The organism is Desulfogranum marinum (assembly GCF_016918565.1).
Taxonomy (GTDB): Bacteria; Desulfobacterota; Desulfobulbia; order Desulfobulbales; family Desulfobulbaceae; genus Desulfogranum; species Desulfogranum marinum.
The window spans coordinates 24,468-47,005 of record NZ_JAFFQD010000014.1 but is presented as its reverse complement, the minus strand read 5'-3'; the positions used below and the strand labels follow the sequence as shown (position 1 = coordinate 47,005).

General features: G+C 41.5%; 20 protein-coding genes. 12 read left to right on the top strand and 8 right to left on the bottom strand.

Annotated features, from left to right (window positions below; all coding sequences use genetic code 11):
* Positions 1–80: 80 nt before the first annotated feature.
* The 7 genes from cmk to JWH17_RS09585 all read right to left on the bottom strand — a co-directional run bounded on the left by cmk (position 81) and on the right by JWH17_RS09585 (position 7,096).
* The gene (gene cmk / locus JWH17_RS09615; RefSeq protein WP_205222394.1) at positions 81–773 is read right to left on the bottom strand and encodes a (d)CMP kinase; all 693 of its coding nucleotides are present in this window, start codon (positions 771–773) and stop codon (positions 81–83) included.
* On the bottom strand, positions 766–1,878 hold the full coding sequence (gene hisC / locus JWH17_RS09610; protein ID WP_205222393.1) for a histidinol-phosphate transaminase: 1,113 nt from the start codon (positions 1,876–1,878) through the stop codon (positions 766–768). Before hisC ends, cmk begins: the two co-directional genes overlap by 8 nt.
* Complete coding sequence (gatA, locus tag JWH17_RS09605; RefSeq protein WP_205222392.1) at positions 1,875–3,344, bottom strand: Asp-tRNA(Asn)/Glu-tRNA(Gln) amidotransferase subunit GatA; 1,470 nt, start codon at positions 3,342–3,344, stop codon at positions 1,875–1,877. Before gatA ends, hisC begins: the two co-directional genes overlap by 4 nt.
* 87 nt (positions 3,345–3,431) lie before the next feature.
* Positions 3,432–3,719 carry an Asp-tRNA(Asn)/Glu-tRNA(Gln) amidotransferase subunit GatC gene (gatC, locus tag JWH17_RS09600; protein WP_205222391.1) on the bottom strand — a complete coding sequence of 96 codons (288 nt, stop codon included), beginning with the start codon at positions 3,717–3,719 and terminating at the stop codon, positions 3,432–3,434.
* Positions 3,720–3,768: 49 nt separating this feature from the next.
* Positions 3,769–4,824, bottom strand: coding sequence for an HD domain-containing phosphohydrolase (locus JWH17_RS09595; protein WP_205222390.1), 1,056 nt, complete (start codon positions 4,822–4,824; stop codon positions 3,769–3,771).
* 215 nt (positions 4,825–5,039) lie between these two features.
* Complete coding sequence (locus JWH17_RS09590; RefSeq protein WP_205222389.1) at positions 5,040–5,645, bottom strand: 5-formyltetrahydrofolate cyclo-ligase; 606 nt, start codon at positions 5,643–5,645, stop codon at positions 5,040–5,042.
* A gap of 182 nt (positions 5,646–5,827) precedes the next feature.
* Entirely contained in the window at positions 5,828–7,096 is a 1,269-nt protein-coding gene (locus JWH17_RS09585; protein WP_205222388.1) for a YeeE/YedE thiosulfate transporter family protein, read from the bottom strand.
* A gap of 289 nt (positions 7,097–7,385) precedes the next feature.
* Between JWH17_RS09585 and JWH17_RS09580 the strand changes: the two genes are divergently transcribed.
* The 4 genes from JWH17_RS09580 to JWH17_RS09565 are packed head-to-tail and all read left to right on the top strand — an operon-like array spanning position 7,386 to position 8,577.
* Positions 7,386–7,643: a sulfurtransferase TusA family protein gene (locus JWH17_RS09580; protein WP_205222387.1), complete on the top strand. Its 258-nt coding sequence runs from the start codon at positions 7,386–7,388 to the stop codon at positions 7,641–7,643.
* A 40-nt stretch (positions 7,644–7,683) separates the two neighbouring features.
* The gene (locus JWH17_RS09575) at positions 7,684–8,016 is read left to right on the top strand and encodes a hypothetical protein (protein WP_205222386.1); all 333 of its coding nucleotides are present in this window, start codon (positions 7,684–7,686) and stop codon (positions 8,014–8,016) included.
* Between the two features lie 12 nt (positions 8,017–8,028).
* Positions 8,029–8,376, top strand: coding sequence for a hypothetical protein (locus JWH17_RS09570; RefSeq protein ID WP_205222385.1), 348 nt, complete (start codon positions 8,029–8,031; stop codon positions 8,374–8,376).
* 12 nt (positions 8,377–8,388) lie between these two features.
* Entirely contained in the window at positions 8,389–8,577 is a 189-nt protein-coding gene (locus JWH17_RS09565) for a hypothetical protein (RefSeq protein WP_205222454.1), read from the top strand.
* Between the two features lie 70 nt (positions 8,578–8,647).
* Here JWH17_RS09565 and JWH17_RS09560 read toward each other — a convergent pair whose 3' ends face one another.
* The gene (locus tag JWH17_RS09560; RefSeq protein ID WP_205222384.1) at positions 8,648–9,685 is read right to left on the bottom strand and encodes a serine hydrolase domain-containing protein; all 1,038 of its coding nucleotides are present in this window, start codon (positions 9,683–9,685) and stop codon (positions 8,648–8,650) included.
* Positions 9,686–10,761: 1,076 nt separating this feature from the next.
* On the opposite strand from JWH17_RS09560, the gene dnaN reads away from it, so the two are divergent.
* The 8 genes from dnaN (at position 10,762) to JWH17_RS09520 (ending at position 22,140) form a co-directional block, all read left to right on the top strand.
* A complete protein-coding gene (gene dnaN / locus JWH17_RS09555) occupies positions 10,762–11,892 on the top strand; it encodes a DNA polymerase III subunit beta (protein WP_205222383.1) in 1,131 nt (376 codons plus the stop codon).
* Positions 11,893–11,910: 18 nt separating this feature from the next.
* Positions 11,911–12,387, top strand: a complete 477-nt coding sequence (locus JWH17_RS09550; protein WP_205222382.1) for an asparaginase domain-containing protein — start codon at positions 11,911–11,913, stop codon at positions 12,385–12,387.
* A gap of 84 nt (positions 12,388–12,471) precedes the next feature.
* Positions 12,472–14,883 carry a DNA topoisomerase (ATP-hydrolyzing) subunit B gene (gyrB, locus tag JWH17_RS09545; protein WP_205222381.1) on the top strand — a complete coding sequence of 804 codons (2,412 nt, stop codon included), beginning with the start codon at positions 12,472–12,474 and terminating at the stop codon, positions 14,881–14,883.
* Between the two features lie 69 nt (positions 14,884–14,952).
* Entirely contained in the window at positions 14,953–17,442 is a 2,490-nt protein-coding gene (gene gyrA, locus JWH17_RS09540) for a DNA gyrase subunit A (protein WP_205222380.1), read from the top strand.
* Positions 17,423–18,445: an NAD(P)H-dependent glycerol-3-phosphate dehydrogenase gene (locus JWH17_RS09535; protein ID WP_205222379.1), complete on the top strand. Its 1,023-nt coding sequence runs from the start codon at positions 17,423–17,425 to the stop codon at positions 18,443–18,445. Before gyrA ends, JWH17_RS09535 begins: the two co-directional genes overlap by 20 nt.
* Positions 18,446–18,522: 77 nt before the next feature.
* Complete coding sequence (locus tag JWH17_RS09530) at positions 18,523–19,602, top strand: META domain-containing protein (RefSeq protein WP_205222378.1); 1,080 nt, start codon at positions 18,523–18,525, stop codon at positions 19,600–19,602.
* A gap of 149 nt (positions 19,603–19,751) precedes the next feature.
* Positions 19,752–21,425 carry a sensor histidine kinase gene (locus JWH17_RS09525; RefSeq protein WP_205222377.1) on the top strand — a complete coding sequence of 558 codons (1,674 nt, stop codon included), beginning with the start codon at positions 19,752–19,754 and terminating at the stop codon, positions 21,423–21,425.
* 64 nt (positions 21,426–21,489) lie between these two features.
* The gene (locus JWH17_RS09520; RefSeq protein ID WP_205222376.1) at positions 21,490–22,140 is read left to right on the top strand and encodes a response regulator; all 651 of its coding nucleotides are present in this window, start codon (positions 21,490–21,492) and stop codon (positions 22,138–22,140) included.
* Positions 22,141–22,538 lie beyond the last annotated feature (398 nt).

Sequence of the window (22,538 nt, the reverse complement as noted above, 5' to 3'; positions counted from 1 at the left end):
ACAGCTGATGATAAATCGTTACCAAACGTTTTACATAACGGACAAGATGTGGCTCCGACATGGTAAAAGGGATTGAAGCCTTATAACGGACATCCAGAGTGTAAAATTCGCTCATACATAAGAGATATGACCTCTTCAGCGCTCTTGTCTGAAGAATCTATATAGACGGCGTCAGTTGCCTGTTTTAAAGGCGCCACAGCCCTTTTACTGTCGTCTCTATCACGTTGTATTATCTGGGCCAGCAGGTCCTGTTCGTTCACCTCCGCGCCTTGACTGCGCAGCTGATCGGCCCGTCTCCGCATTCGTATTTCCGGCTTTGCATCTAAAAAAAATTTCCAGGCTGCTCTTGGATAAACAACAGTGCCTGTATCTCTGCCTTCAGCAACAATCTTTCCCGATTTTCCCATATCCTGCTGCAGTTGGGTCAGATGAGCTCTAACAGCAGGGATAGCTGAAACTTGAGAGGCCAACATCCCCATCTCAGGAGTACGAAGATGGCGGCCTACTTCCTTACCATTGACCACTACCTGCACATCGCTTGCCCCATTTACAGCTGGAAGCAGCTCAATAACAAGCTCCTGGAGCAGCTGTTTGAGTTCTCTCTCATCACTGGGTTTAATTTGCTGATCTCTGCAGGCAAAGGCGACGGCGCGGTACATAGCTCCTGTGTCCAGGTAGGTAAAACCAAGTTTACTTGCAAGTCCCCTGGAAACCGTTGATTTGCCACCGCCGGAAGGACCGTCAATGGCAACCACTTGCATCAGATCAGACATAACCAAGCTCGTTGAGGCACTCTTTTAATGCATTAATAAAACGGATATTTTCAGCAGTCGTACCGATGGTAATGCGAATAAAGGATGGGAACCCATAAGTTTTCATTGAGCGCACAATAACACCCTTATAGAGCATTGCCTCATACAGGCGGGTTGCATCGCCGTTCACATCGATCAGAAAAAAATTAGTGTGAGAAGGATAGGGAATGCATCCAAGCCGGCCTACCTGTTCGGATAACCACTTGAGCCCCTGTGTTGTCTCCTGAAGGGTCTTTGTATAATGTTCCTTATCTGCAAGGGCTGCCAAGGCACCAACCTGTCCTGGTAGGTTGATATTAAAAGGTTGGCGAACCCGGTGAAGCAAATCTGCAATTTCTTGGGGCATAATGCCAAACCCGACTCGCAAACCAGCAAGACCAAAGGCCTTGGAAAAGGTGCGTAAACTCACCAGACCAGGTTTATTCTGTGAATTATGAACGTAGGAAAGAATATCTATCCGCTCTTCCTCAGCAACAAAATCCACATATGCTTCATCCAGGACGACAATGACCGTTTCCGGCAACGCATCCATAAATGTTGCAAAAGCTTCCTTGCTAATAAGGGTGCCGGTTGGATTATTAGGATTATCAATAAAGATGAGTCTGGTTTTCTCACTCACCGATTCAGCTATAGTTGCCAGGTCATGCTGCATATCCCGCAACTCAATTATCGTGTTTTCTCCGCCCCGCACCTGGACAAATTTCTGGTACATGAGAAAGGATGGATGGGAGGTGATTACTTCATCACCGGGGTTAACAAAGGCCTTGATCAAAAATTCAATAACCTCGTTGGAGCCGTTCCCGAGAACAATTTCTTCAGGGTCTGCACCTGTCCAGCGAGCAAGGGCCTGGGTCAGGTAATAGGAAGACCCATCCGGGTAACGATGTAAACCGGTGAGCATTTCTGCTATGGCTTGTACAGCTTTGGGCGATGGTCCCCAAGGGTTTTCATTGGAAGCAAGTTTTATAGAATCACTGATGCCATATTCCCTTTCCAATTCATCCAGGGGCTTACCTGGCGGATAGGGTATTATCCGGAGTATATTTTCAGGAGTCTGCAGTTTCATTTGTTTTCGCCTATCGCAGGTTTTTGATTAACGATCCCTGCCAGTTGCTCAAGATTGTAAGCCGCCTTTAACAGCACTTCCTCATTGAAATGGGCTGCCTGCATCTGCATGCCTACCGGTAAACCTGATGTGGTAAAACCACAGGGAACAGAAAGGCCGGGAATGCCAGCAAGATTTGCAGATAAGGTTAAAATATCAGAAAGATACATTGCCAGCGGGTCATCTGACTTTTCTCCGAGAGGCCATGCCGGACCTGGATTTACAGGGGAAACAATAAGGTCGCACTCCTGGAAGACTTTTTCAAAATCCTGTTTTATCAAAGTCCGCACTTGAGAGGCTTTTTTATAATAGGCGTCATAATAGCCGGCTGAAAGCGCATATGTGCCGATGAGAATACGTCGTTTTACTTCATCGCCAAACCCCTTCGATCGTGATTGTTTGTACACATCCAGTAATGACTCGGCATCGGTATCTCGATAACTGTAACGGACACCATCATACCTGGCCAGATTGGAACTTGCCTCAGCAGGGGCAATGAGATAGTAGACGGCAACACAATATTCCGTATGGGGGAGGGTCACCTCTTTCACTTCTGCGCCCATTTCTTCAAGCATTGCTATTCCCTTACGGACGACAGCCTCAACTTCACTGTCCAGGCCATCCCCGAAGTATTCCTTAGGAACCCCTATCCGCATTCCCTGTAATCCTTGTTCAAGGGCAAGGGTATAATCAGGAACCGAAGTATTGATTGAGGTGGAATCAAGCTCATCGTATCCGGAAATAACATTCATCATCAGGGCACAATCACGAACATCTTTGGTTAATGGCCCTACCTGGTCAAGTGAAGAAGCAAAAGCCACCAACCCATATCGGGAAACTCGTCCATAGGTGGGCTTCATGCCGACAACACCGCACAATGAAGCAGGCTGTCTCACAGAGCCGCCTGTATCAGATCCCAGGGCGGCAAAGCATTCATCGGCAGCAACGGCTGCTGCTGAGCCACCACTGGAACCACCGGCAACATACCCTTGCCGCCATGGGTTCTCAGGGACAGTAAACGCACAGTTTTCATTGGTGGATCCCATGGCAAATTCATCCATGGAAAGCTTCCCTATAATAATCGCACCGGCTTTTTGCAGTTTCTCAATCACCGTAGCATTATAGGGAGGCGTAAAATGTTCGAGGATACGCGAACCGCAGGTTGTAGGAAAATCAGCGGTGCACAACACGTCCTTAACTGCAAGTGGTATACCGCACAGAGGACCGCCTTTTCCCTGACTGCGAAGATCATCTGCCCTCTCAGCCTGTTGTATGGCCCTCTCTTTATCGATATTAAGATAAGCTTTAACCGAACTTTCAACACTTTCTATTCGGGAAAGCACTGACTGGGTGAGTGCGACCGAAGTGGTTTCTCCACTTTCCAGCAGTCGCAGAGCCTCGCAAAGAGTAAGCGAATAATATTCCATGGTATTTTATAGTAATTAAGAAAAAACGATAACAGGTATGGTTGCCGGCCGAAAATAGAGGTAAATAAAGTGAGCAGAGGGTGGGCGCTAGCTTATGATACGAGGAACGGTAAACGATTCTCCGTTATCTTCAGGGGCATTGGCAAGAACAGCCTCTCTATCCAAGGAAGGTTTAACCACATCCTCTCTGAAAGCATTGACGACCTGCTGCGTATGGGTAGTCACAGGAACTCCCTCGGTATCGACCTTATCAAGCTTTTCAACGTAACTTAATATAGTGTCAAGCTGCTCGGTCATCCGCTCAATTTCATTTTCGCTGAGCTTAAGCCGTGCGAGATCGGCAACATGTTGGACTTCTTCACGGGTAATTTTCATAGGTCTATTCCACAGAACGAACAAGAAGATAAATATTAGAAAAAAACAGCTACTGTTTATACAGTGATCTGGCAGAAAGAACAACCTTGGCGAATATTTCGACCATCTCTTGGTCAAATTGTGAACCACTGCATCGCCGCAACTCGGCCACAGCTTCTACAGTGGTAAGGTTTCTTCTATAATTACGTTTAGATGTCATAGCATCATAACTATCGGCGATGGTTATAATTTTTGTCAATGTATCGAGTTCATCGCCTGTACAGCCGTCAGGGTATCCGGAACCGTCTACTTTTTCGTGATGATGACGAATAATTTCCCTTTCTTTATCCATAAAACTCAAAGGTTCGATAATGCTTGCGCCAATCTCCGGATGTTTTTTTATCAACTCCCACTCTTCAAGGGTTAAAGGTCCTGGTTTCTGGATACAGGAAAGGTCAATAACCAGTTTACCTATATCATGAAACTGGGCAGCCCTCTTCAGCGTTACACAGTCTTCTTGCGACAGATAGGCGGCTTCTGCCAACAGCATTGAATATTCGGTGACCCTATTGGTATGTCCTGCTGTATACTCATCTTTTTCTTCCATCGCAGCCTGAAGACTGGACATTATCTGTATAGTGGCATTTTCTAAATGCTCACTATATTCTTCAAGCAATGCATTTTTCTCTGCCAGTTCCTTGGTCTTTTCTCTAATTTCTTTTTCAAGATTCTGTTTATAGAGCTGTTGATTACGCAAAAACTGTCGCTTCTCAATTGCCCGTTTCACCTTAACGTGAAACATTTCCAAATCAGCGATAGGCTTGGTCAAAAAATCATAGGCCCCCAGATTAATAGCCTTAACTGCATAATCCATAGAACCTGCGCCGGTAAGAAACAGTACCGGAATATCTATATTGCGCTGATTTAATTTGTCCAGAGTTTCAAATCCGTCCATATCCGGCATATTTATATCTAGAATAATGACATCAAAATCATCATTAATTAAAGAAAGGGCCTCGCAGCCGGACTCAGCAGCAACTACCTGATGGCCAAACATTGTTAATATTTTTTTTATCGCAGTTCTGACGAGGGTATCATCATCTGCAATAAGGATCTTTGAGTCCATAAATTTTCCGCTATCATAAATATTTCCCAAAAATTAATGTATATTGCATTAATTAAGGGCCTCCACCTCTACCAACTCTCAAGTATGAATGATAAATGGATATTTGTGATGATCACAGATAATTAAGTAGTGATCACTACAAGAAAGATTTTCAATTCAACATTCAGTTCTCTGAGCACGACCATCATTCGTATCGCCGATGACTCCCATCAATTTCATTGTGATTGAGTCCGAAAAGCTGAAAACTCGCAGATAATATAATCCATGAATATATCATGAGATTCCATAGGAATTGTTGAGATCATCTGCAGTTTATACGCCAATCCTACCCGCAAGGCCTGCGGAGCATCATTTTGGAGAAATCTATCATAATACCCACCCCCATACCCTATTCTGCCGCCATTTTTATCAAAGGCAATCCCTGGAATAACAGCTACGTCAATATTTTCAGCATCTACAATACAATGGTGAAGTAGCTCGGGTAATGGTTCTAAAATACCTTTAAATCCAGGGGCAAGATCTATTGCAGGGCTTTTTATCTGCACAGCGACCATTTTTGCACGTTGTGAGACTACTGCCGGTACACAGACGATTCCTCCCTGCTGAAGTATAAAATCGATAATTTTATTTGTCTGCACTTCGCTCCGATAATCGACATAAACAAAAAAACATTTGGTGGACTGCAAACCAAAAATATCGATAAAAATATCACTAATTAGATCGCTTTTATTCTTTTGTTCCTCTGCACTCAAACTATCACGGGATCTTGAATAGGCTCGACGCAGAAGCTGTTTTTTACTTTTCTGATGCGACTTGTGCATAAAAAACCATAAAAAATAAGTCCCTACCTCTTAACTGAGCAATGCAACCAGTCTCCCGTAGTGAAAAAATGGCTGATTATCGTGGAAAATCCGTTAAAAACTCGAAAAAGAAACGATTGCATAAAAAAAGGCGATATCCAGTTAAGGATACCGCCTTTTTATCAAGACTGACAAAGAAAAAATTACATAGGCAATAACAACTTATTACTGTCTTCATTCCACGACACTATCAGGTACCAAAGTGCAGCAAACAGAACTATAATACCCAAGGTGTACCCATAACCAAAAACATCCGGCATATACACATACTTGCCAAGCCAACCGTTGGCTTCAACATCGAAGTTCTTAAACAAAGCAACAACAAGTGAGTTGGAAATACCGAAAAACGGCACAACCAGCCAAAGTTTTATCTGCCCTTCACCCACACGCCACAGTGTTCCGGAACCACAACCACCGGCCATCATAGCACCAACACCAAATATAAAACCACCAACAACACCACCCCAGCCGAAAGTACCTCGAACATAGTTCATGGGAAGTAGAACAGCTTCGCCATCAAGACGGGCAGGAACTCCATATTTCAACACTGCCGCACCAATTGCTACAATAAGGATAGAAAGAGCAACTGACCTGGCCATGGTAGAATCACCGGTCATATGTGGTTCACGAAAGCCCTGAATCATGCACCAGCGGCCTCTCTGCATTGCATAGCCGATACCGGTTGCGATGAGGACCAAACCGGAAAGAGAAGCAATGTATTCTTCAAAATCATCCCCTTCATACCCTGCATATTTAGCAGCACCCCAGATAAGAACGCCTATACCACCTACACCGAAAATAAATTGGACTGGATAAGGGATATTAAGGGTAAAGGATCCGCCACCGCCCCAAGAGATATGTTCCATCTCTTTATAGAGCAACCATAGGCCAAATAGTGCTCCTGGAATAAGACCAACCCACATGGCAAAACCATTGGCTGCCAAATTACCTATGGCATTGTACATACCGCCAACATTACATCCGCCGGCCAAGGCAGCACCTATACCCATCAATACACCGGCTATCATCGCCTTCACATATTCACGGACCGGTGGAAAACGAAAAGCAAACTGTCCCCCCAGGCAAGCAGATATGAAAGCACCACCGATAAGCCCCAACCCAATTACGGACCCGGTATTATACCATATGGACTTCTTGAGCAGAAAATCTCCATCTTCATCAACAAAACCTGTCAATTCAGCAAGGTCTCCACTGAAAATACCGACCCCGTGCAACATCCAGTCACCCCAGTTACGGATTGCGCCCACAGCACCCCAAGGCCGCCACCAGGCCATGATCAGGATAGTGAGAAGCGCTACAACAATACCTGTCGTAGTTGCACTCCATTCATCCTGACACAGGGCTTTGTACAACTTTTTGATCTTGTCCCAAAAAATCTTAATGTCTTCCATTCACTGCCTCCTTAAACCCTTTATAAAGTACCTCTTTTTCGCAGAAAGCCTCAAAAAGTTGATAAGATACCTGTAGCCTTTCAATTTGTCAATAACCTCAATGAAACAGACCATTATAGCACAATATTGAATATTCATTCATCAAAAGTGACGGAAAAACAAGGCATGAATAGCTATTCAGTTTGTTTTTGATTCACCTTGACAAAGAAACCTTTTTTCTATACCTTAAACTGTCTTTTTTCATGTTTAAAACAGACAATTAAAACTGTTATTTTATCAGGAGGAAAAAATGAGTGATGTAAAAGTAGCACCTGAAGGTATCGAGGTTACTTCCGTACTCGATGCAAAAGGACTGAGTTGCCCCATGCCGTTACTCCGTACCAAGAAAGAAATGGGTAAGCTTGGTTCCGGCGATGTTCTCCACGTCATGGGAACTGATCCAGGTTCCAGAAATGATATTCCCGGCTGGTGTGACCGTGCTGGTCATGAATACCTGGGCGAAAAAGAAGAAAGTGGATATATTAGCTTTTTCATCAAGAAAGGATAATTATATCGTTAACAAATCCTTTTAAAGGAGGCAAAAGCTAATGGCTGCTGATGCTAATAAATTCGGTATCTTCGTTACCTGCCCCCAGAATATGCGTCATATCCTCGGTCTCACCCAGGCTGCTATACGCGCTGGTAAGGAAGTAATGATCTTTTTTACTTTTAAATCTGTTCACCTTACAAAAAGCCCTGAATTTTGGGAGCTGGCTCAGCTCATCAAAACTGAAAACCTGGCAATTTGTACTGACAGCTACATCTGTGAAGGTTTTGATCACGAAAAAGACATTCCACGTGGTCTTATTGACAAGCAGATGCGTACCCAGGCTTTTCACGGTGCAGTTCTTGAGCAGTGTGAAAAGTATATCGTAATGTAAGGAGATACCGATATGGAATCATTAAAAGTATATATCCTGGTAGCCAACCGTATATACAATGACGGCATTCGCTCCGGATTGGGTCTTGCTGTTGAAAATCATTATGCTTATCCGGTCATCATGAATGGCGAATTTCCGAACATGACAGAATACATGACGGAAAACATTGCCTGGATCGCCGATATGGAAGGTCAGGTGTATAGCTGTGGTGCTGAAGCACCTACCGACATGCCTGAAGGTTCTGAAATTGAAAACATTTCCTTGGAAGAACTCGGCGAAAAAATGCGCGATGCAGATGTTATTATTCCTTTTGGTATGCCCAAAGGATCCCATGAGCCGCCAGCGGCATGCGGTGGTTGAGGAGGTAGAACCATGAGTGACGAAAAAATGAAAATCCTGCAGGTTTACCGCTCAGAGCCAACCAGTGATATAGAGACACTTGTTGGAGTTCTCAATCGCGATCGCGATGCTGATGAATTTAAACTCTATTTAGACCAGCCCAACTATGATGTCTTGGTGCAGAAAATATATGCTGCAGACAAGACTGTTTGCTGGTGGTAGATCTTGCTGCTTTTCTGAGGTAGTAATTTAAAAAAGCCCTGCTTTTCTTTTAGCAGGGCTTTTTTTATAATTAAAAAAAATGTTCCATTATATTATCATGAAACCAAGGTCTGAAAGAGCGTATTTTTATGTTCTTACGGGAAGGATTTACTCTGTTAGTTAGCAGAACAACGACTATTTCTTTTTCCGGATCCATCCAAAACGAAGTTCCGCTAAATCCAAGATGTCCCGCGCTTTTTTCAGAAAAATAACGTCCGCTGCTTGACCCGCCAGGAGTAGGCCTGTCAAACCCTCTATACCAACTCAACTTATTATTTGTACGTATAAAAAGTTGCTCAAACTGGTTGCTCAACAAACAAGATCCATCTCCTTTTCCCAGCCACTGGTCGAACACCAATTCACATAACCCCAACACGCCGTCTATATTACCGAACAAACCTGCGTGTCCGGCAACACCTCCAAGTAGCCAGCAGTGTTCATCATGTACTTCCCCCTGCATAACCCTACCTCGCCAAGGACACTTTTCAGTGGCAGCACAATCCTGAAGAGGTTGGCGAGTTCCTGCCTGATCCAGCGGAATAAAAAAAAGATGTTTTTCCAGGTTAAGTTTCCGAGTTATTTGCTCAGTAAAAAATTGGTCTAATCGCTTGTTTGTTTGCTGTTCAATAATTTCCCCTAATAAAATATACCCTAAATCACTGTATATATTTTTCGTACCAGGCTGATATACAATTTTTTCATGATGAATATAGTACAACAACTTGGCTTTATCTTCCTTTGCAAAAACACTTTTAAATAATCTAAAATAGGGTCTGTATGCCTTTAAACCTGAACTATGGGTAAGAAGGTGTTCTATACTGATATTTGCCTTATCTGAATCTCTTTTCAGGGCTTTTACGCAATCGACAAGTAAAGTATCCCACGCAAGCTTCCCTTGCTTGATAAGCTGCAATACGCAAAGGCTTGTACACAAGGGTTTTGTCAAAGATGCTAAATCAAAAAAGGTGCCTCTATTCACAGGCTGAGTATTTGCCTGAAAGGCAAGCTGACCGGCACCTGCGACAAATCTTTGTCGACTATGACCGGTTCCTATACTGATAGCTGCCATACACCCTGGAAAAACATTCTGTTCCACTCCGGATCGACAAAGATTCCTAAGCAGTTTTTCTCTATTGCCATTCCTGATATTTATCATAATAAAAAGTAACTATTTACCTGTACTTTGATTGTTTTTATACTTTTTAAACAGTCTTTCTTAATAACTGTATTATAATAGTGTTGATAACCTGTTAATAACTCTGATTTAATATATAAATGAGATTTATCAACTCCCATTAAGCAGGGAGCAAACATAATTTTTAACTATAAATATTTAATAAAATTAATTAGTTATATTTAATACCAACATCCAAACACCCTTAATAGCAATAACAAAGAATTATATAAAAAAAACTTATTATTATGACCCTTCGAATAGCCACTTATTTCCTTACGGGGATAATTTTTCTACTAATAATCGGGTAAACGCTAAATTCCGAGGGATTGGGTTTTAACAGTCTGAGATACCTAAAAATTAATTTCTACCCTGTAAGATATAATCGACCATATATACAGACAGTAAGAGAAGAGGGAGATCTTAGCGGACAGGATTTATGTGATCCATTTGATCAAACAAAATACACGGCCCTCCAGATTATCAATCATCCTCAATTCCAGGCCGCTCAGAGAATCTACAAGAATCAAATTCTTCATGGATTATTCTATCAATTCAACCTCGACGATTACGTCCCTTTATCTTTCAATATTTCATGGCAAATTAGTGCCTTCCATGGTGCCGGATAAGAGATTTAATAGGCTTCTATCAGATAAAGTTCTGAAAGCTATTTTTTTGGGTCTTATTTGTAGTTTTCAGATGTGCTGAAATGATATTATTTATTTGATATTTCAGTTTTTTTGGGGTATTTTCAGAACCTTTATTAATAACTTTATGATAACCCTGTTCATCATATGTTAATAACTCTGTTTTGACAGAAAAAATGTGTTTTTCAACGAATGATTAAAAAGAGATGAACTTTGTTATAAACTTTAAAAAGTTAATTAAATTAATAGTTTATATTTAATACCAACAAACAAACACCTTTAATAACAATAATAAATTTATATATATAAAGAAGGATTATTAATATGGCCTTTCAATTCAACATAAGCAGGGATGACTTACTTAGGGCAATCAGCACCCAGCAAAACATTACCAGCAAAAAGGGAACCCTAGCTATTTTATCAAATGTTTTATTGGAAGTAGGGCATGATAAGGTAACGTTTACCGGCACAGATTTAGAAATAGGTCTAAAACAGACCGTACCCGCAGAAGTCCTCTCACCAGGTAGTTTAACCTTACCGGCTAAAAAATTGTTTGAGTTAGCAAGGGAATCCGGATCATCGGTTATTGCATTTAAAGAAGAGAAAAAAAACTGGGTAGAAATTACAGCAGGACCCAGTGTCTACAGATTGGCCGGAATGCTAAGCGATGAGTTTCCGCAATTTCCTGAATACAATGAAGAAGCCATGGTGAATGTTGACAGTACCATCATTGCCGATCTTGTCGATAAAACAATTTTTTCCATTGCCCAGGATAAAGAAAACATGTTCAGTCTCACGGCTGCGCTTTTTCAAAAAGTAAAAGAAGAGGATAAGCTTTTTTTAAAAATGATCTCTTCTGATGGCCATAGATTGACAATTATGAGCAAAGAAGTTGATGAAAGTTTAAACAGCCTGGAAATGAATCCAATTACTCTCATTCCCCGAAGAGGGGTTCAGGAAATCCGAAAATTTTGTGATAATGCAGATAATTTTTCCTTTGGTATAGAAGAAAAGCAGGCTGTTTTAAAGAGTAATGACAGTTTACTCATTATAAGACTAATGGAAGGAGAATTCCCTGATTATCAATCTATATTACAAGGTCTATCAAGTGATAATACAATTCTCATTGATCGTATTCGGTTTTTAGAGAGTTTAAAGAGAATAAACCTTTTTACAGAAGATCTATTCCATGCCATTAAGATGGAAATTACAGACACTAATATGGTGCTTACTTCACAAAATGCCGATTTTGGATCGGCAAAAGATGAGTTTACTGTTGAGTACGAAGGAGAATCTCTTTCTATGGGATTTAACTGCAGGTACTTTATGGACACCCTTCAAGTAATAGATGGAGATGTAATTAAGGCAAGTATAAATTCAGATGCAAGTCCATGTCTTATAACTTCTGATGATGATGAAGGTTTTATAAGTGTTATTATGCCTATGAAATTATAATAATAAATAGATTATAAAATGAATATTAAAATATTCACTACCGGAGGGACCATCGATAAAATCTATTTTGATGCTAAAAGTGAGTTCCAGGTAGGAGATCCTCATATACAAGAAGTTTTGGAAGAAGCAAATGTTGTTTTTTCTTATGAAATAGAATCGTTACTTAAAAAAGATTCTTTGGAGATGACGGATGCTGATCGCCAATACATTTTGGACAGTGTAAAGGCGGATTCCCATCAAAGAATACTCATCACCCATGGTACCGATACCATAGTGGAAACAGCAAAAAAACTTTTATCGGTAGATAAAACTGTTGTTTTAACAGGATCCATGCAGCCGGCTAAACTCAGGAATAGTGATGCTGTTTTCAACATAGGATATGCTATTGCCGCCGTCCAAATTCTTCCCAAAGGCGTTTATATAGCTATGAATGGGAAAATATTTGACCCTGAAATAACCTCGAAAAATGTAGCCAAAAACAGGTTTGAGTCCTGATATTTTCCAATCTAAAATATAAAACCAACTATCAATTTGATAGAAAAGGTTTTTCCTCTTGTTAAATTCATAAAAAGGAAAAAAGTGAGCGAACAGAATCATTCGTCGTATGATGCGGATCAGATAAAAGTTCTGGATGGACTTGAAGCCGTAAGAAAAAGACCGTCAATGTATATCGGTAATACGGCTGAAGAAGGATTACATCATCTCATTTATGAGGTTGTGGATAACTCCATTGACGAAGCTCTAGCAGGTTACTGCGACAGAATAAGGGTTACCATCCACCAGGATAATTCGGTGACGGTTACTGATAATGGCAGGGGTATTCCTGTGGATATGCATCCTACAGAAAATATGTCTGCGCTGGAATTAGTAATGACAACCCTCCATGCGGGCGGAAAATTTGATAAATCAAGTTACAAGGTATCCGGCGGATTGCACGGGGTTGGTGTTTCTGTGGTCAATGCCCTCAGTGCTAAAGCGTATGCTGAAGTAAGGCGCAACGGTAAGCTTTACAAACAGACCTATGAATTTGGTCTGCGAACAAGCGAACTGGAGGAAATAGGAAAAAGTGAAAAGACCGGAACTACCATTTATTTCACTCCTGATGCTTCCATTTTTACGGAAACTACCGTCTTTAAATATGAAATCATTAAAAACAGGTTACGCGAACTGGCCTTTTTAAATAAAGGCATTCGAATTTATCTCAAAGACGAGCGATCAGGCGAAGAGGATAAATTTCATTTTGAAGGCGGTATTACCTCTTATGTTGAGTATCTCAACCGGAAAAGAACAGCCATTCACGCAGAACCCGTATTAATTACCGGAGAAAAAGAAAACGTTCAGGTAGAAGTATGTTTCCAGTATTTTGATGGGTATTCGGAACGGGTTTTTTCTTTTGTTAATAACATTAACACCAGGGAAGGCGGTAGCCATGTCGCCGGATTCAGGGCATCACTTACAAAATGTATTAATAGGTATTCAAGCGATGACGTAGTCCCTAAAAATCTGAAAGAAAAAATGGGTGGTGATGATGTCCGTGAAGGATTGACATGTATTATATCTGTTCGTGTACCAGATCCCCAGTTCGAAGGCCAGACGAAAACAAAGTTGGGCAATTCTGAAGTAAAATCCATTGTTGAGTCTATCTGCAATGAGAAACTTTCCACATACCTGGAAGAGAATCCTGCAGTAGCCAAACGTATTCTTAGTAAAGCTGTTGAAGCGGCAAGAGCACGAGAAGCAGCGAGAAGAGCAAGGGAACTGTCACGTAAAAAGGACGGCCTGTCTGTAATGATGGCCGGAAAACTCGCTGAATGTCAGAGCAAGGATCCTAAAGAAAGAGAAATATTTATAGTCGAGGGTGATTCTGCAGGCGGTTCAGCAAAGCAGGGCAGGGATAGAGCGGTGCAGGCTATCCTTCCTTTACGTGGCAAGATTATGAATGTGGAGAAGGCGCGCTTTGATAAAATTCTTAACTCCGAAGAAATTAAACAACTCATAGCTTCTCTTGGCACTGGAATAGGGCGAGAAGAATTTGATGTAGAAAAACTGCGCTACCATAAAGTTATAATAATGACTGATGCCGATGTGGATGGAGCGCATATTCGAACTCTATTGCTCACCTTTTTCTATCGCCAGATGTTACCGTTGGTTGAAAATGGTTTTGTCTATATTGGCCAACCTCCCCTCTATCGCCTCGGACGTGGTAAAAAGGAGCAATATTTCATAGATGACGAAGCACTGAACACGCATCTTTATTCCCAGGCGAGTGAACTTTTCAAGGTTTATACAGACCGGGATACAGATATAAGCGGTCTAGAAATGGTTGATATCCTGAAAAAATTATCTTTTTTTGAAAAAATCATAAACCATCTGGATAGGATGAATATCCAGGAGGAAATGACGCTGTTTCTGTTGGAAAATAAAGTCCAGTCAGCAGATCAGTTTAAGGAAAGAGAGTTTATTGAAATGTTAGTGGAAAATTTGGCGCCCTTAAAGCCTGTTATAGGTAATATTCGACCATGTAGGTGGCGACCTTCCTGCTATGAAGTAGATGTTACTTTCCGCGGCCAATCGCTGCTCATGTCTACCTTGGGACCTAATATTCCACTTATTGGAGAATATCGCCAAGCTTTAGATATTTATAAAGAAATAAGCGATTATATAAAAGGCTCTTTTAAACTGGTACGGACAAGTGCCACCGGTCAAGAAAAAGAATTGGAAGCTGCAGACTGGCATGCACTAATAGAGCTGGTTCGTAATGAAACCTTTAAAGGCAGTCATCTCCAGCGATATAAGGGTTTGGGTGAAATGAATCCAGAGCAACTCTGGGAAACAACAATGAACCCGGAAAACAGAACACTGGTACAGGTTAAAATTGATGATGCTGAAATGGCGGATGATATTTTTTCCACCCTTATGGGCGACAAGGTGGAACCAAGACGTGAATTTATCCAGAATCATGCCCTGGAAGTAGCAGATCTCGATATTTAATAGTCTTTATAACCGATCGATTTTCAGGCAAATTATTGCGTTTAAGCAAGATGTAATCAGGATTAAGTAATGACAGAATCTTCTGAAATAACAGAAATGGAAAAACCGACCATATCAATCGAAAAAGAATTGCGTAAATCATACCTTGATTATGCAATGTCGGTCATTATTGGAAGGGCGTTGCCGGATGTACGGGATGGATTAAAACCAGTGCATAGAAGGGCACTTTTTGCCATGCGTGAACTGGGGAATACCTATAATCGTCCTTATATCAAATCAGCTCGTATCGTGGGTGATGTTATAGGTAAATATCATCCTCATGGCGATACCGCAGCTTATGATACCATTGTCCGTATGGCCCAGACTTTTTCCATGCGTTATCCTCTGGTTGACGGCCAGGGAAACTTTGGCTCCATGGATGGTGATTCAGCTGCTGCAATGCGTTACACTGAAGCACGAATGACCAAGCTCGATCAGGAAATAGTAGCTGATCTGGATAAAGACACGGTCGATTTTGTTCCCAACTATGACAACTCCCTTGAAGAGCCTTCGGTTCTTCCTTCAAAAATTCCCAATATTCTCATTAATGGATCTGAAGGTATCGCGGTGGGAATGGCTACCAAAATACCTCCACACAACCTGACCGAAGTTATTAATGGCCTTATTGCACTCATAGAAGATGCAAATATAACCATTCACCAACTGATGGGAATAATTACGGGACCTGATTTCCCTACCGGCGGTTTTATTTGCGGAAGGGCTGGTATTCGTGAGGCGTATGAAACAGGCAGGGGTGTGGTTATTATGCGCTCCTGTACGCATGTCGAACCACGGAGTAAAAACAGTGAATCAATCGTTATTACTGAGATTCCCTATCAACAGAATAAGGCAACTCTGGTTGAAAAAATTGCTCAGTTGATGAAGGAAAAACGAATAACATCGATTGCTGAAATACGTGACGAGTCTGATCGGCAAGGCGTTCGGATTGTTCTCGATCTTAAAAGAGATGAGATTCCCGATATTGTCCTTAACCAATTGTTTAAAATGACGCCGCTGCAAAAAAGTTTTGGTATTATTTTGCTGTGCATTGTCAATAACAAACCGGAAGTTCTTAATATTAAACAGGTTCTGGAACACTTTTTGGCTCATCGCCGAACTGTGGTATATCGTCGGACTGCCTATGAGTTGCGCAAGGCTGAGGAAAAAGCCCATATTTTAGAAGGCTTAAAGATAGCTATCAGCAATCTTGATGAAGTTGTAGAACTTATCAGGGCTTCCGCCAATCCGGCAGAGGCAAAGGCTGAATTGAAAAGCCGTTTTGAACTTTCAGATATCCAGGCACAGACTATTCTGGATATGCGTTTGCAAAGGTTAACCGGTCTGGAAAGGGATAAAATAATAAAGGATTATAATGAGATTATCGAAAAAATAGCCTGGTTAAAAAAGGTGCTCGGCGATGACGATCTTGTTATTCAGATTATCCGTGAAGAACTGGATCAGATAAAAGAAGAGTATGGTGATGAGCGTCGCACGGAAATTATCGATGCCCCTGATGATATCTTGCCTGAAGATATGATCATACCTGAAGAGATGGTCGTGACCATCTCTCACACAGGGTATATAAAGAGAAACCCTCTAAATCTCTACCGGGCTCAGCGAAGGGGAGGTAAAGGGGTCAAAGGAATGACTACTCTGGAAGATGATTTTGTGACCAACCTGTATACGGCCTCGAATCTAGATACTTTTCTTTTCTTTACCAATACGGGCAAGGTTTTCTGGAGAAAGGTGTATGAATTGCCACTTGCAGGAAGGGCTGCACGGGGAAAGGCTGTGGTTAATCTTCTTGAACTGGGCAAAGAGGAAAAAGTAGCGGCCGTTCTGCCCATTGCAGATCTTGCCAATGTGGATGATTCGCAGACCGTGTTGACTGTCACCAAGCTTGGCAGGGTCAAGAAAACATCTATAACAGAATATAAAAGACCATTGCGTAAGGGAAAACTCGGCCTGACTATCAAAGATGAGGATGAAATTCTTACGGCTGCTCTTACCACAGGCGATGATGAGATTTTCCTGGTCACCAAAAACGGGCTTTCCATTCATTTTCATGAATCGAACGTGAGAACCATGGGCCGCCTGGCAGCCGGAGTTAAAGGTATAACTTTAGCTGAAGACGATGAAGTTGTCGGTGTATCTGTTATCAAGAGCGATGATTCCATCTTAACAGTTACCGAAAACGGGTACGGTAAACGCACAGCAGTAGCAGAGTACAAACTGCAAAATAGAGGTGGCAAAGGGGTTTTTGCTATAAAAACCAGCGAAAGAAACGGGAAAGTTGTCGGTGTGTTACCCGTTGTCGATGAAGATCAGGTTATGCTTATAGCCAATTCAGGTAAGGTTATTCGTATGCCCATGGATACTATTCGTATAATAGGCAGAAATACCCAGGGTGTACGTCTTATTAACCTTGAAGATAATGAAATTGTTGTCGGCATGTCTATGCTTGCCCGTGAAGAAGAAATGGTGGAGGATATAGAAGATAATGATAATTCCGCAGATTAAGAAAACAGCGGTCATTGGTGCTGGAAGCTGGGGAACGTCTTTGGCAGTGTTGTTGGCCAAAAAGGGTGAACAGGTCTGTCTTTGGGGACATGAACCTGAGCATATTGATAGGCTAAAAAAAGACCGTGAAAACAAGATGTTTTTACCGGGTTTCAGCCTGCCTGCCGGTCTATCTCTGACAAGTGATATTCAAGAAGCCGTAAAGGATGCACAGTGTGTGGTAATGGTCGTTCCTTCACACGTGTATAGAGGCGTGTATAAAGCGGTTTTACCGCTGCTTGTTGATTCTGCTCTGGTGGTTTCGGCGGTTAAAGGAATTGAAATAGGCACACGGATGACCATGAATGAAGTGATGGTTGATGAGAGCAAACAATCACATCATAAATACCATTACGGCGCTCTCAGCGGACCCAGTTTTGCAAAGGAAGTAGCAGCGGGACAGCCTACGGCTGTTACTGTTGCCTTTAAAAACGAAAAAGCGGCCATAGCTGTGCAAAAACTCTTTTCAACAGAGCATTTCCGTACCTATTCCTCTGTAGATGTGGTTGGTTTAGAAATAAGTGGTGCCATGAAAAATATTATTGCCATAGCAGCCGGTATATCTGATGGGTTGGGTTATGGCTTGAATACCAGAGCAGCACTTATAACCAGGGGACTGGCTGAGATAAGCCGCATGGGTGTGGCTCTTGGTGCTGATAAGGCAACATTTGCCGGCTTGGGAGGAATGGGAGATCTGGTACTGACCTGCACCGGTGACCTGAGTCGTAACCGTACAGTGGGCCTGGCGCTTGGAGCGGGGAAAAAACTAGATGCTATTCTTGCGGAAATGACCATGGTTGCAGAAGGGGTCAAAACCACCAAATCCTGCTATAACCTGGCAAAAAAACTCGATGTTGATATGCCTATTCTTGATCAGGTCTACCAGGTTATCTATGAGAATAAAGAATGCAGGGCGGCTGTAAATGATCTTTTCGGCAGGGACTTAAAAAAAGAAGACTGCTGAGAAACCCTTTTCTGAAAATATGATGTTTGGGTAGTCTCCATTATCTCTTGGTCTCGCCCCTATCACATTGGTGCATAATGAATAATACATGGAAAAATATCCTTTCTTTCTTTTTTCTAGTCATACTGATTGTCGGATGCGCCTCCCAAAAAGTAGATGTGGTTGAGAGTACATCCAAGGAGCAGGTCACTAGTTTTCCAATTGATCTTCCAGTAAGCTTTAGCGGAAAAATAGGGTGCCCTGAATGCGATTTTGTAAAAATTGACCTGAATCTTCGACCTGATCACCTCTACCAACTTCGTAAAACCTGGTATCAAGGAAATGAGGTTATAAAAAGCGAAGCGCAGATGCGAAAGTGGCGGTTTGATGAGAAGAACAATCAGGTTATTCTCGGCAAAGGTAAGGGAAACCTGAAGACATACGGGATAAAAGATGCAGAAACACTCAGCTTCCTTGATTTAGAGGGAGAAGCGGAGAGTGAGCTGATAGATTATGAGCTGAAAAAAAAGCAGACTTTTGATCCTTTTCCTGATGTGGTGAAAATACGAGGTATGTATAGGTCTTCCGGCAACACCCATGTCTTACAGGAATGTTCCAGTGGGCTTTATTTTTCTGTTGATCCCAGCGGCAAATTCACTGAACTTGACAGGGCTTATCGCAATACACCCCATGAAAAAAACAGAGCATTATTGGTTTCCTTTCAGGGAAAACTTCTTCCAACCAGAAAAGGAACTCAACAAAGAGATAAAGATATTATGGTGGTGACCGGTTTCAACAGGCTGTATCCAGACCAGGACTGCAATGGTAATATTGTGAGAAACAACCTCTTTGGTATCTATTGGACAGCGGTTGAAATTGATGGAAAGAAGGTGGAAAAACAAATAAAAGCACCTTTTTTTGAGCTTGATGCTAAAGGAAATAAGGTAAAAGGTTATGCTGGATGTAACCGATTTTTCGGTACCTTTCTTTTTAAAGGAGATGTCTTTATTTTTAACAAACTCGCCTCAACTCGAATGGCCTGTCCCGATAGTGTATCCATGGAAAGCGTCTTTTTTGCTGCCCTTGATAAGACAGAGTCTTATCGAATAGAAAAGGGTATGCTGATTCTTCTTGATAAAAATGAAGAGGTGACCATGAGACTTCAAGGGAAAAAATAAGTTTTTATGTTACATGGAGCTTTAATAAATAATGGATAACCAAATAAAAAATGGACCAGCAGAGGTAAACAGCAGAAACTGATACTATACAAAAATCAGTTTTTAGATGAATACGGTGTCACCTTGTCTTTCCAAATACGAGCTGGGTTATGATACAAAATGATATCCATTTATTAGACCTCATCAGCAGAGATAAACTTGAAGAAATACTCTATCATTTTACTCAAGCTACCGGCGTTGCATCCATTATTACCGAAATAAATGGTGAACCTATAACAACGCCCCAGAATTTCACTTCTCTGTGCAGTAAATTTTGCCGTTCTACCGTCGAGGGTGTCAAACGGTGTCACGATAGTGACAGTTACGGCGGACAGGAGTCGGCACGTCAAAGAAAATTCGTTATTTATAAGTGCCTCAATGCTGGTCTCCTGGACAGTGCCTTTCCTATTGTAATAGATGACATGCATCTTGCCAACGTACTCATGGGGCAGGTTCTTGAAAAGCCTATGGAAAAGTCTGTTGCTATTCAAAAAGCAACGGAAATAGGTGTGGAGGATATCGACGGATACCTCAACGAATTGCAATCTGTACCCATCGTTGATAGAGATCAGCTAAAAAAAATTGCCGGACTTATGGCCGTGGTAACCCGCACTATAAGTGAACTGGCTCTCCAGCAATATCTATCCTATAGAAGATCAAGACGTTATCTCAACAAGTTGGTCAACTCTGTTTCTGACGGCATCATTGCTACTGATGGAAATTTCCTTATCACAAAGATTAATGAAGCCGGCGCGACGATGTTTGGCATTGATAAACTAGAGATAGTAGGCAATTCCCTATCCTCGCTCTTTATAGATCCCACTGCTATAAATGCTTTCCATACAATTGTAGATCTTGGCGAAGAAGAGAGTGCCCGATTTGAACTTACAGCAGTAGATAGTGACCTGAGAAATTTTCCGGTCCAGCTCGCACTTTCTGGTATTAAAAGCAACAGTGAAACAGAGGGCTTTGTCGCGGTTGTTAGGGATATAACAGAAGAAAAAAAAGTAGAGAAAATGAAAGAAGATCTGGTCGGCATGCTTACCCATGATATGGGAAACCCGATTATTTCCATTCAGAAAGCTTTACAGATTCTAGTGGATCAAATTTTGGGTGAGCTCAATGTGACACAAATGGAGATGCTTCGCCTCGCCTTGGGCACAGGAAACCAGCTTTTGGGACTGGTCAGTGATTTTCTTGACATTTACCGTAGCGAAAATGGTCAGTTTCTACTGAGAAAAGAACTGTTGAGCATGGAGTCGGTACTCATGAAAAGTATCGAACAGGTACAACTTTTTGCTATGGAAAAAAAAATAGGAATCAGTTTTGTTCCCAGTGAAGAGCTAAAAAAATTTAATGGAGACCGCACTCGTCTGCTGAGAACGTGTGTTAATCTTATAGATAATGCAATAAAATATAGTCCGGAAAGCTCGAAGATAGAAATTTGTATAAAAAAAGTGATGTTAAATGAAGAGGAAAGTATTCCCACACGTATTCTAAAGCGCCTTCGGCAGGATATACCTTATTGCCTTGTGACAATTACGGACTATGGGGCAGGGATACCTGAAAAATATCAAAAAGATGTTTTTGACAAATTTTTTAGAATTAAAAATGAAGACGGTATATTGAAAGGAAGGAAAGGAACAGGCCTTGGTCTCTCTTACTGCAGATTAGTGGTGTACGCCCATAATGGATATATATGGGTGGTTTCACCAATCAAGGGGTGGGATGATAAGCACAATAAAGGATGCATGTTTAACTTTGTTCTACCATTGGTTGACTAATAGTGTGTTAGGGAAAAATTGTTTCCGACAATATCATCGTAATCGTTTTTCATAGGGAAGAAATATGGAACAAGAAAATAATATAAAAATATTTCTTGCCGATGACCATCCTTTGATTCGCACTGGTTTGAAACACAGCCTTGATCAAAAAGATGGGTTTGTCCTCGTAGGGGAAGCTTCCGATGGATACAGCGCTGTTGAGCGCATAGGTGAGCTTTCTCCTGATATAGCATTGATTGATATGGATATGCCTGGTCTTTCAGGAGTTGCTGTTATCAGGGTTCTCAGAAAAAATATGCCGGATTTGAAGCTCTTGATCTTGTCTACTTTCAATGAAGAAAATTTTGTAAGAGAGGCTATGGGAGCCGGCGCTGATGGGTATCTCTTAAAGAATGTTCCTCTTGATGAACTGGAAAATATTATTCGCTGCTTCTGTGCGGATAAAGAGTGTTTTTCACCATATTTAGTTAATCTTGGTATGAAAGAACGACTCGATGATCACAAGCGTGAACAGAAGCATTATGGGCTTACTGCCAGAGAAATTGAAGTACTCAAATATATCTCTTTTGGAACACCTAATAAAGAGATATCAACAGAGCTTTTTATTAGTTTGGAAACTGTAAAAAGTCATGTGAAAAATATTTATAAAAAACTGGGAGTCAAAAATCGTGTGGAAGCCGTCAGGTTAGCCTCGGACAAAAAACTCCTTGAATAGTGTTAGGTTCTCCCCCCTGAATGACTCTTAATGGGGATATAATACCTCCCTTTCGAGGGATTGTATCCTTAACCTGTTATTGTACCTTTTAGACGAGGTATAGGTGTCCCTCTCGTCGCTAACTTGTTTGTGCTTATGTCCAAAATAATATCACTAACCCGGATTTCTCATCAGTGAAGTTTTTCGCAGATCGAGGCGCAGGACACGCAGCAGGTAAGCGTAGAATCCGATAGTAAGCTACCGCAAATGGCCTGCAACAAAGAGTCTGCGGAAAAATCCGCTGACCCGGAGGGTGAGTTTTTTGATTATCGACGAAAAAACAGTCTGTTTTTTTAGCGCTACCGTATTTTCTATAAATATCAAAAAATTAAGTCGAAAACCAAAAAATTCATGAGAAA

Bases quoted from the DNA above. Each gene is read 5' to 3' on its own strand.
- cmk (WP_205222394.1), bottom strand. From the start codon at position 773: ATGTCTGATCTGATGCAAGTGGTTGCCATTGACGGTCCTTCCGGCGGT.
- hisC (WP_205222393.1), bottom strand. From the start codon at position 1,878: ATGAAACTGCAGACTCCTGAAAATATACTCCGGATAATACCCTATCCG.
- gatA (WP_205222392.1), bottom strand. From the start codon at position 3,344: ATGGAATATTATTCGCTTACTCTTTGCGAGGCTCTGCGACTGCTGGAA.
- gatC (WP_205222391.1), bottom strand. From the start codon at position 3,719: ATGAAAATTACCCGTGAAGAAGTCCAACATGTTGCCGATCTCGCACGG.
- JWH17_RS09595 (WP_205222390.1), bottom strand. From the start codon at position 4,824: ATGGACTCAAAGATCCTTATTGCAGATGATGATACCCTCGTCAGAACT.
- JWH17_RS09590 (WP_205222389.1), bottom strand. From the start codon at position 5,645: ATGCACAAGTCGCATCAGAAAAGTAAAAAACAGCTTCTGCGTCGAGCC.
- JWH17_RS09585 (WP_205222388.1), bottom strand. From the start codon at position 7,096: ATGGAAGACATTAAGATTTTTTGGGACAAGATCAAAAAGTTGTACAAA.
- JWH17_RS09580 (WP_205222387.1), top strand. From the start codon at position 7,386: ATGAGTGATGTAAAAGTAGCACCTGAAGGTATCGAGGTTACTTCCGTA.
- JWH17_RS09575 (WP_205222386.1), top strand. From the start codon at position 7,684: ATGGCTGCTGATGCTAATAAATTCGGTATCTTCGTTACCTGCCCCCAG.
- JWH17_RS09570 (WP_205222385.1), top strand. From the start codon at position 8,029: ATGGAATCATTAAAAGTATATATCCTGGTAGCCAACCGTATATACAAT.
- JWH17_RS09565 (WP_205222454.1), top strand. From the start codon at position 8,389: ATGAGTGACGAAAAAATGAAAATCCTGCAGGTTTACCGCTCAGAGCCA.
- JWH17_RS09560 (WP_205222384.1), bottom strand. From the start codon at position 9,685: ATGGCAGCTATCAGTATAGGAACCGGTCATAGTCGACAAAGATTTGTC.
- dnaN (WP_205222383.1), top strand. From the start codon at position 10,762: ATGGCCTTTCAATTCAACATAAGCAGGGATGACTTACTTAGGGCAATC.
- JWH17_RS09550 (WP_205222382.1), top strand. From the start codon at position 11,911: ATGAATATTAAAATATTCACTACCGGAGGGACCATCGATAAAATCTAT.
- gyrA (WP_205222380.1), top strand. From the start codon at position 14,953: ATGACAGAATCTTCTGAAATAACAGAAATGGAAAAACCGACCATATCA.
- JWH17_RS09535 (WP_205222379.1), top strand. From the start codon at position 17,423: ATGATAATTCCGCAGATTAAGAAAACAGCGGTCATTGGTGCTGGAAGC.
- JWH17_RS09530 (WP_205222378.1), top strand. From the start codon at position 18,523: ATGAATAATACATGGAAAAATATCCTTTCTTTCTTTTTTCTAGTCATA.
- JWH17_RS09525 (WP_205222377.1), top strand. From the start codon at position 19,752: ATGATACAAAATGATATCCATTTATTAGACCTCATCAGCAGAGATAAA.
- JWH17_RS09520 (WP_205222376.1), top strand. From the start codon at position 21,490: ATGGAACAAGAAAATAATATAAAAATATTTCTTGCCGATGACCATCCT.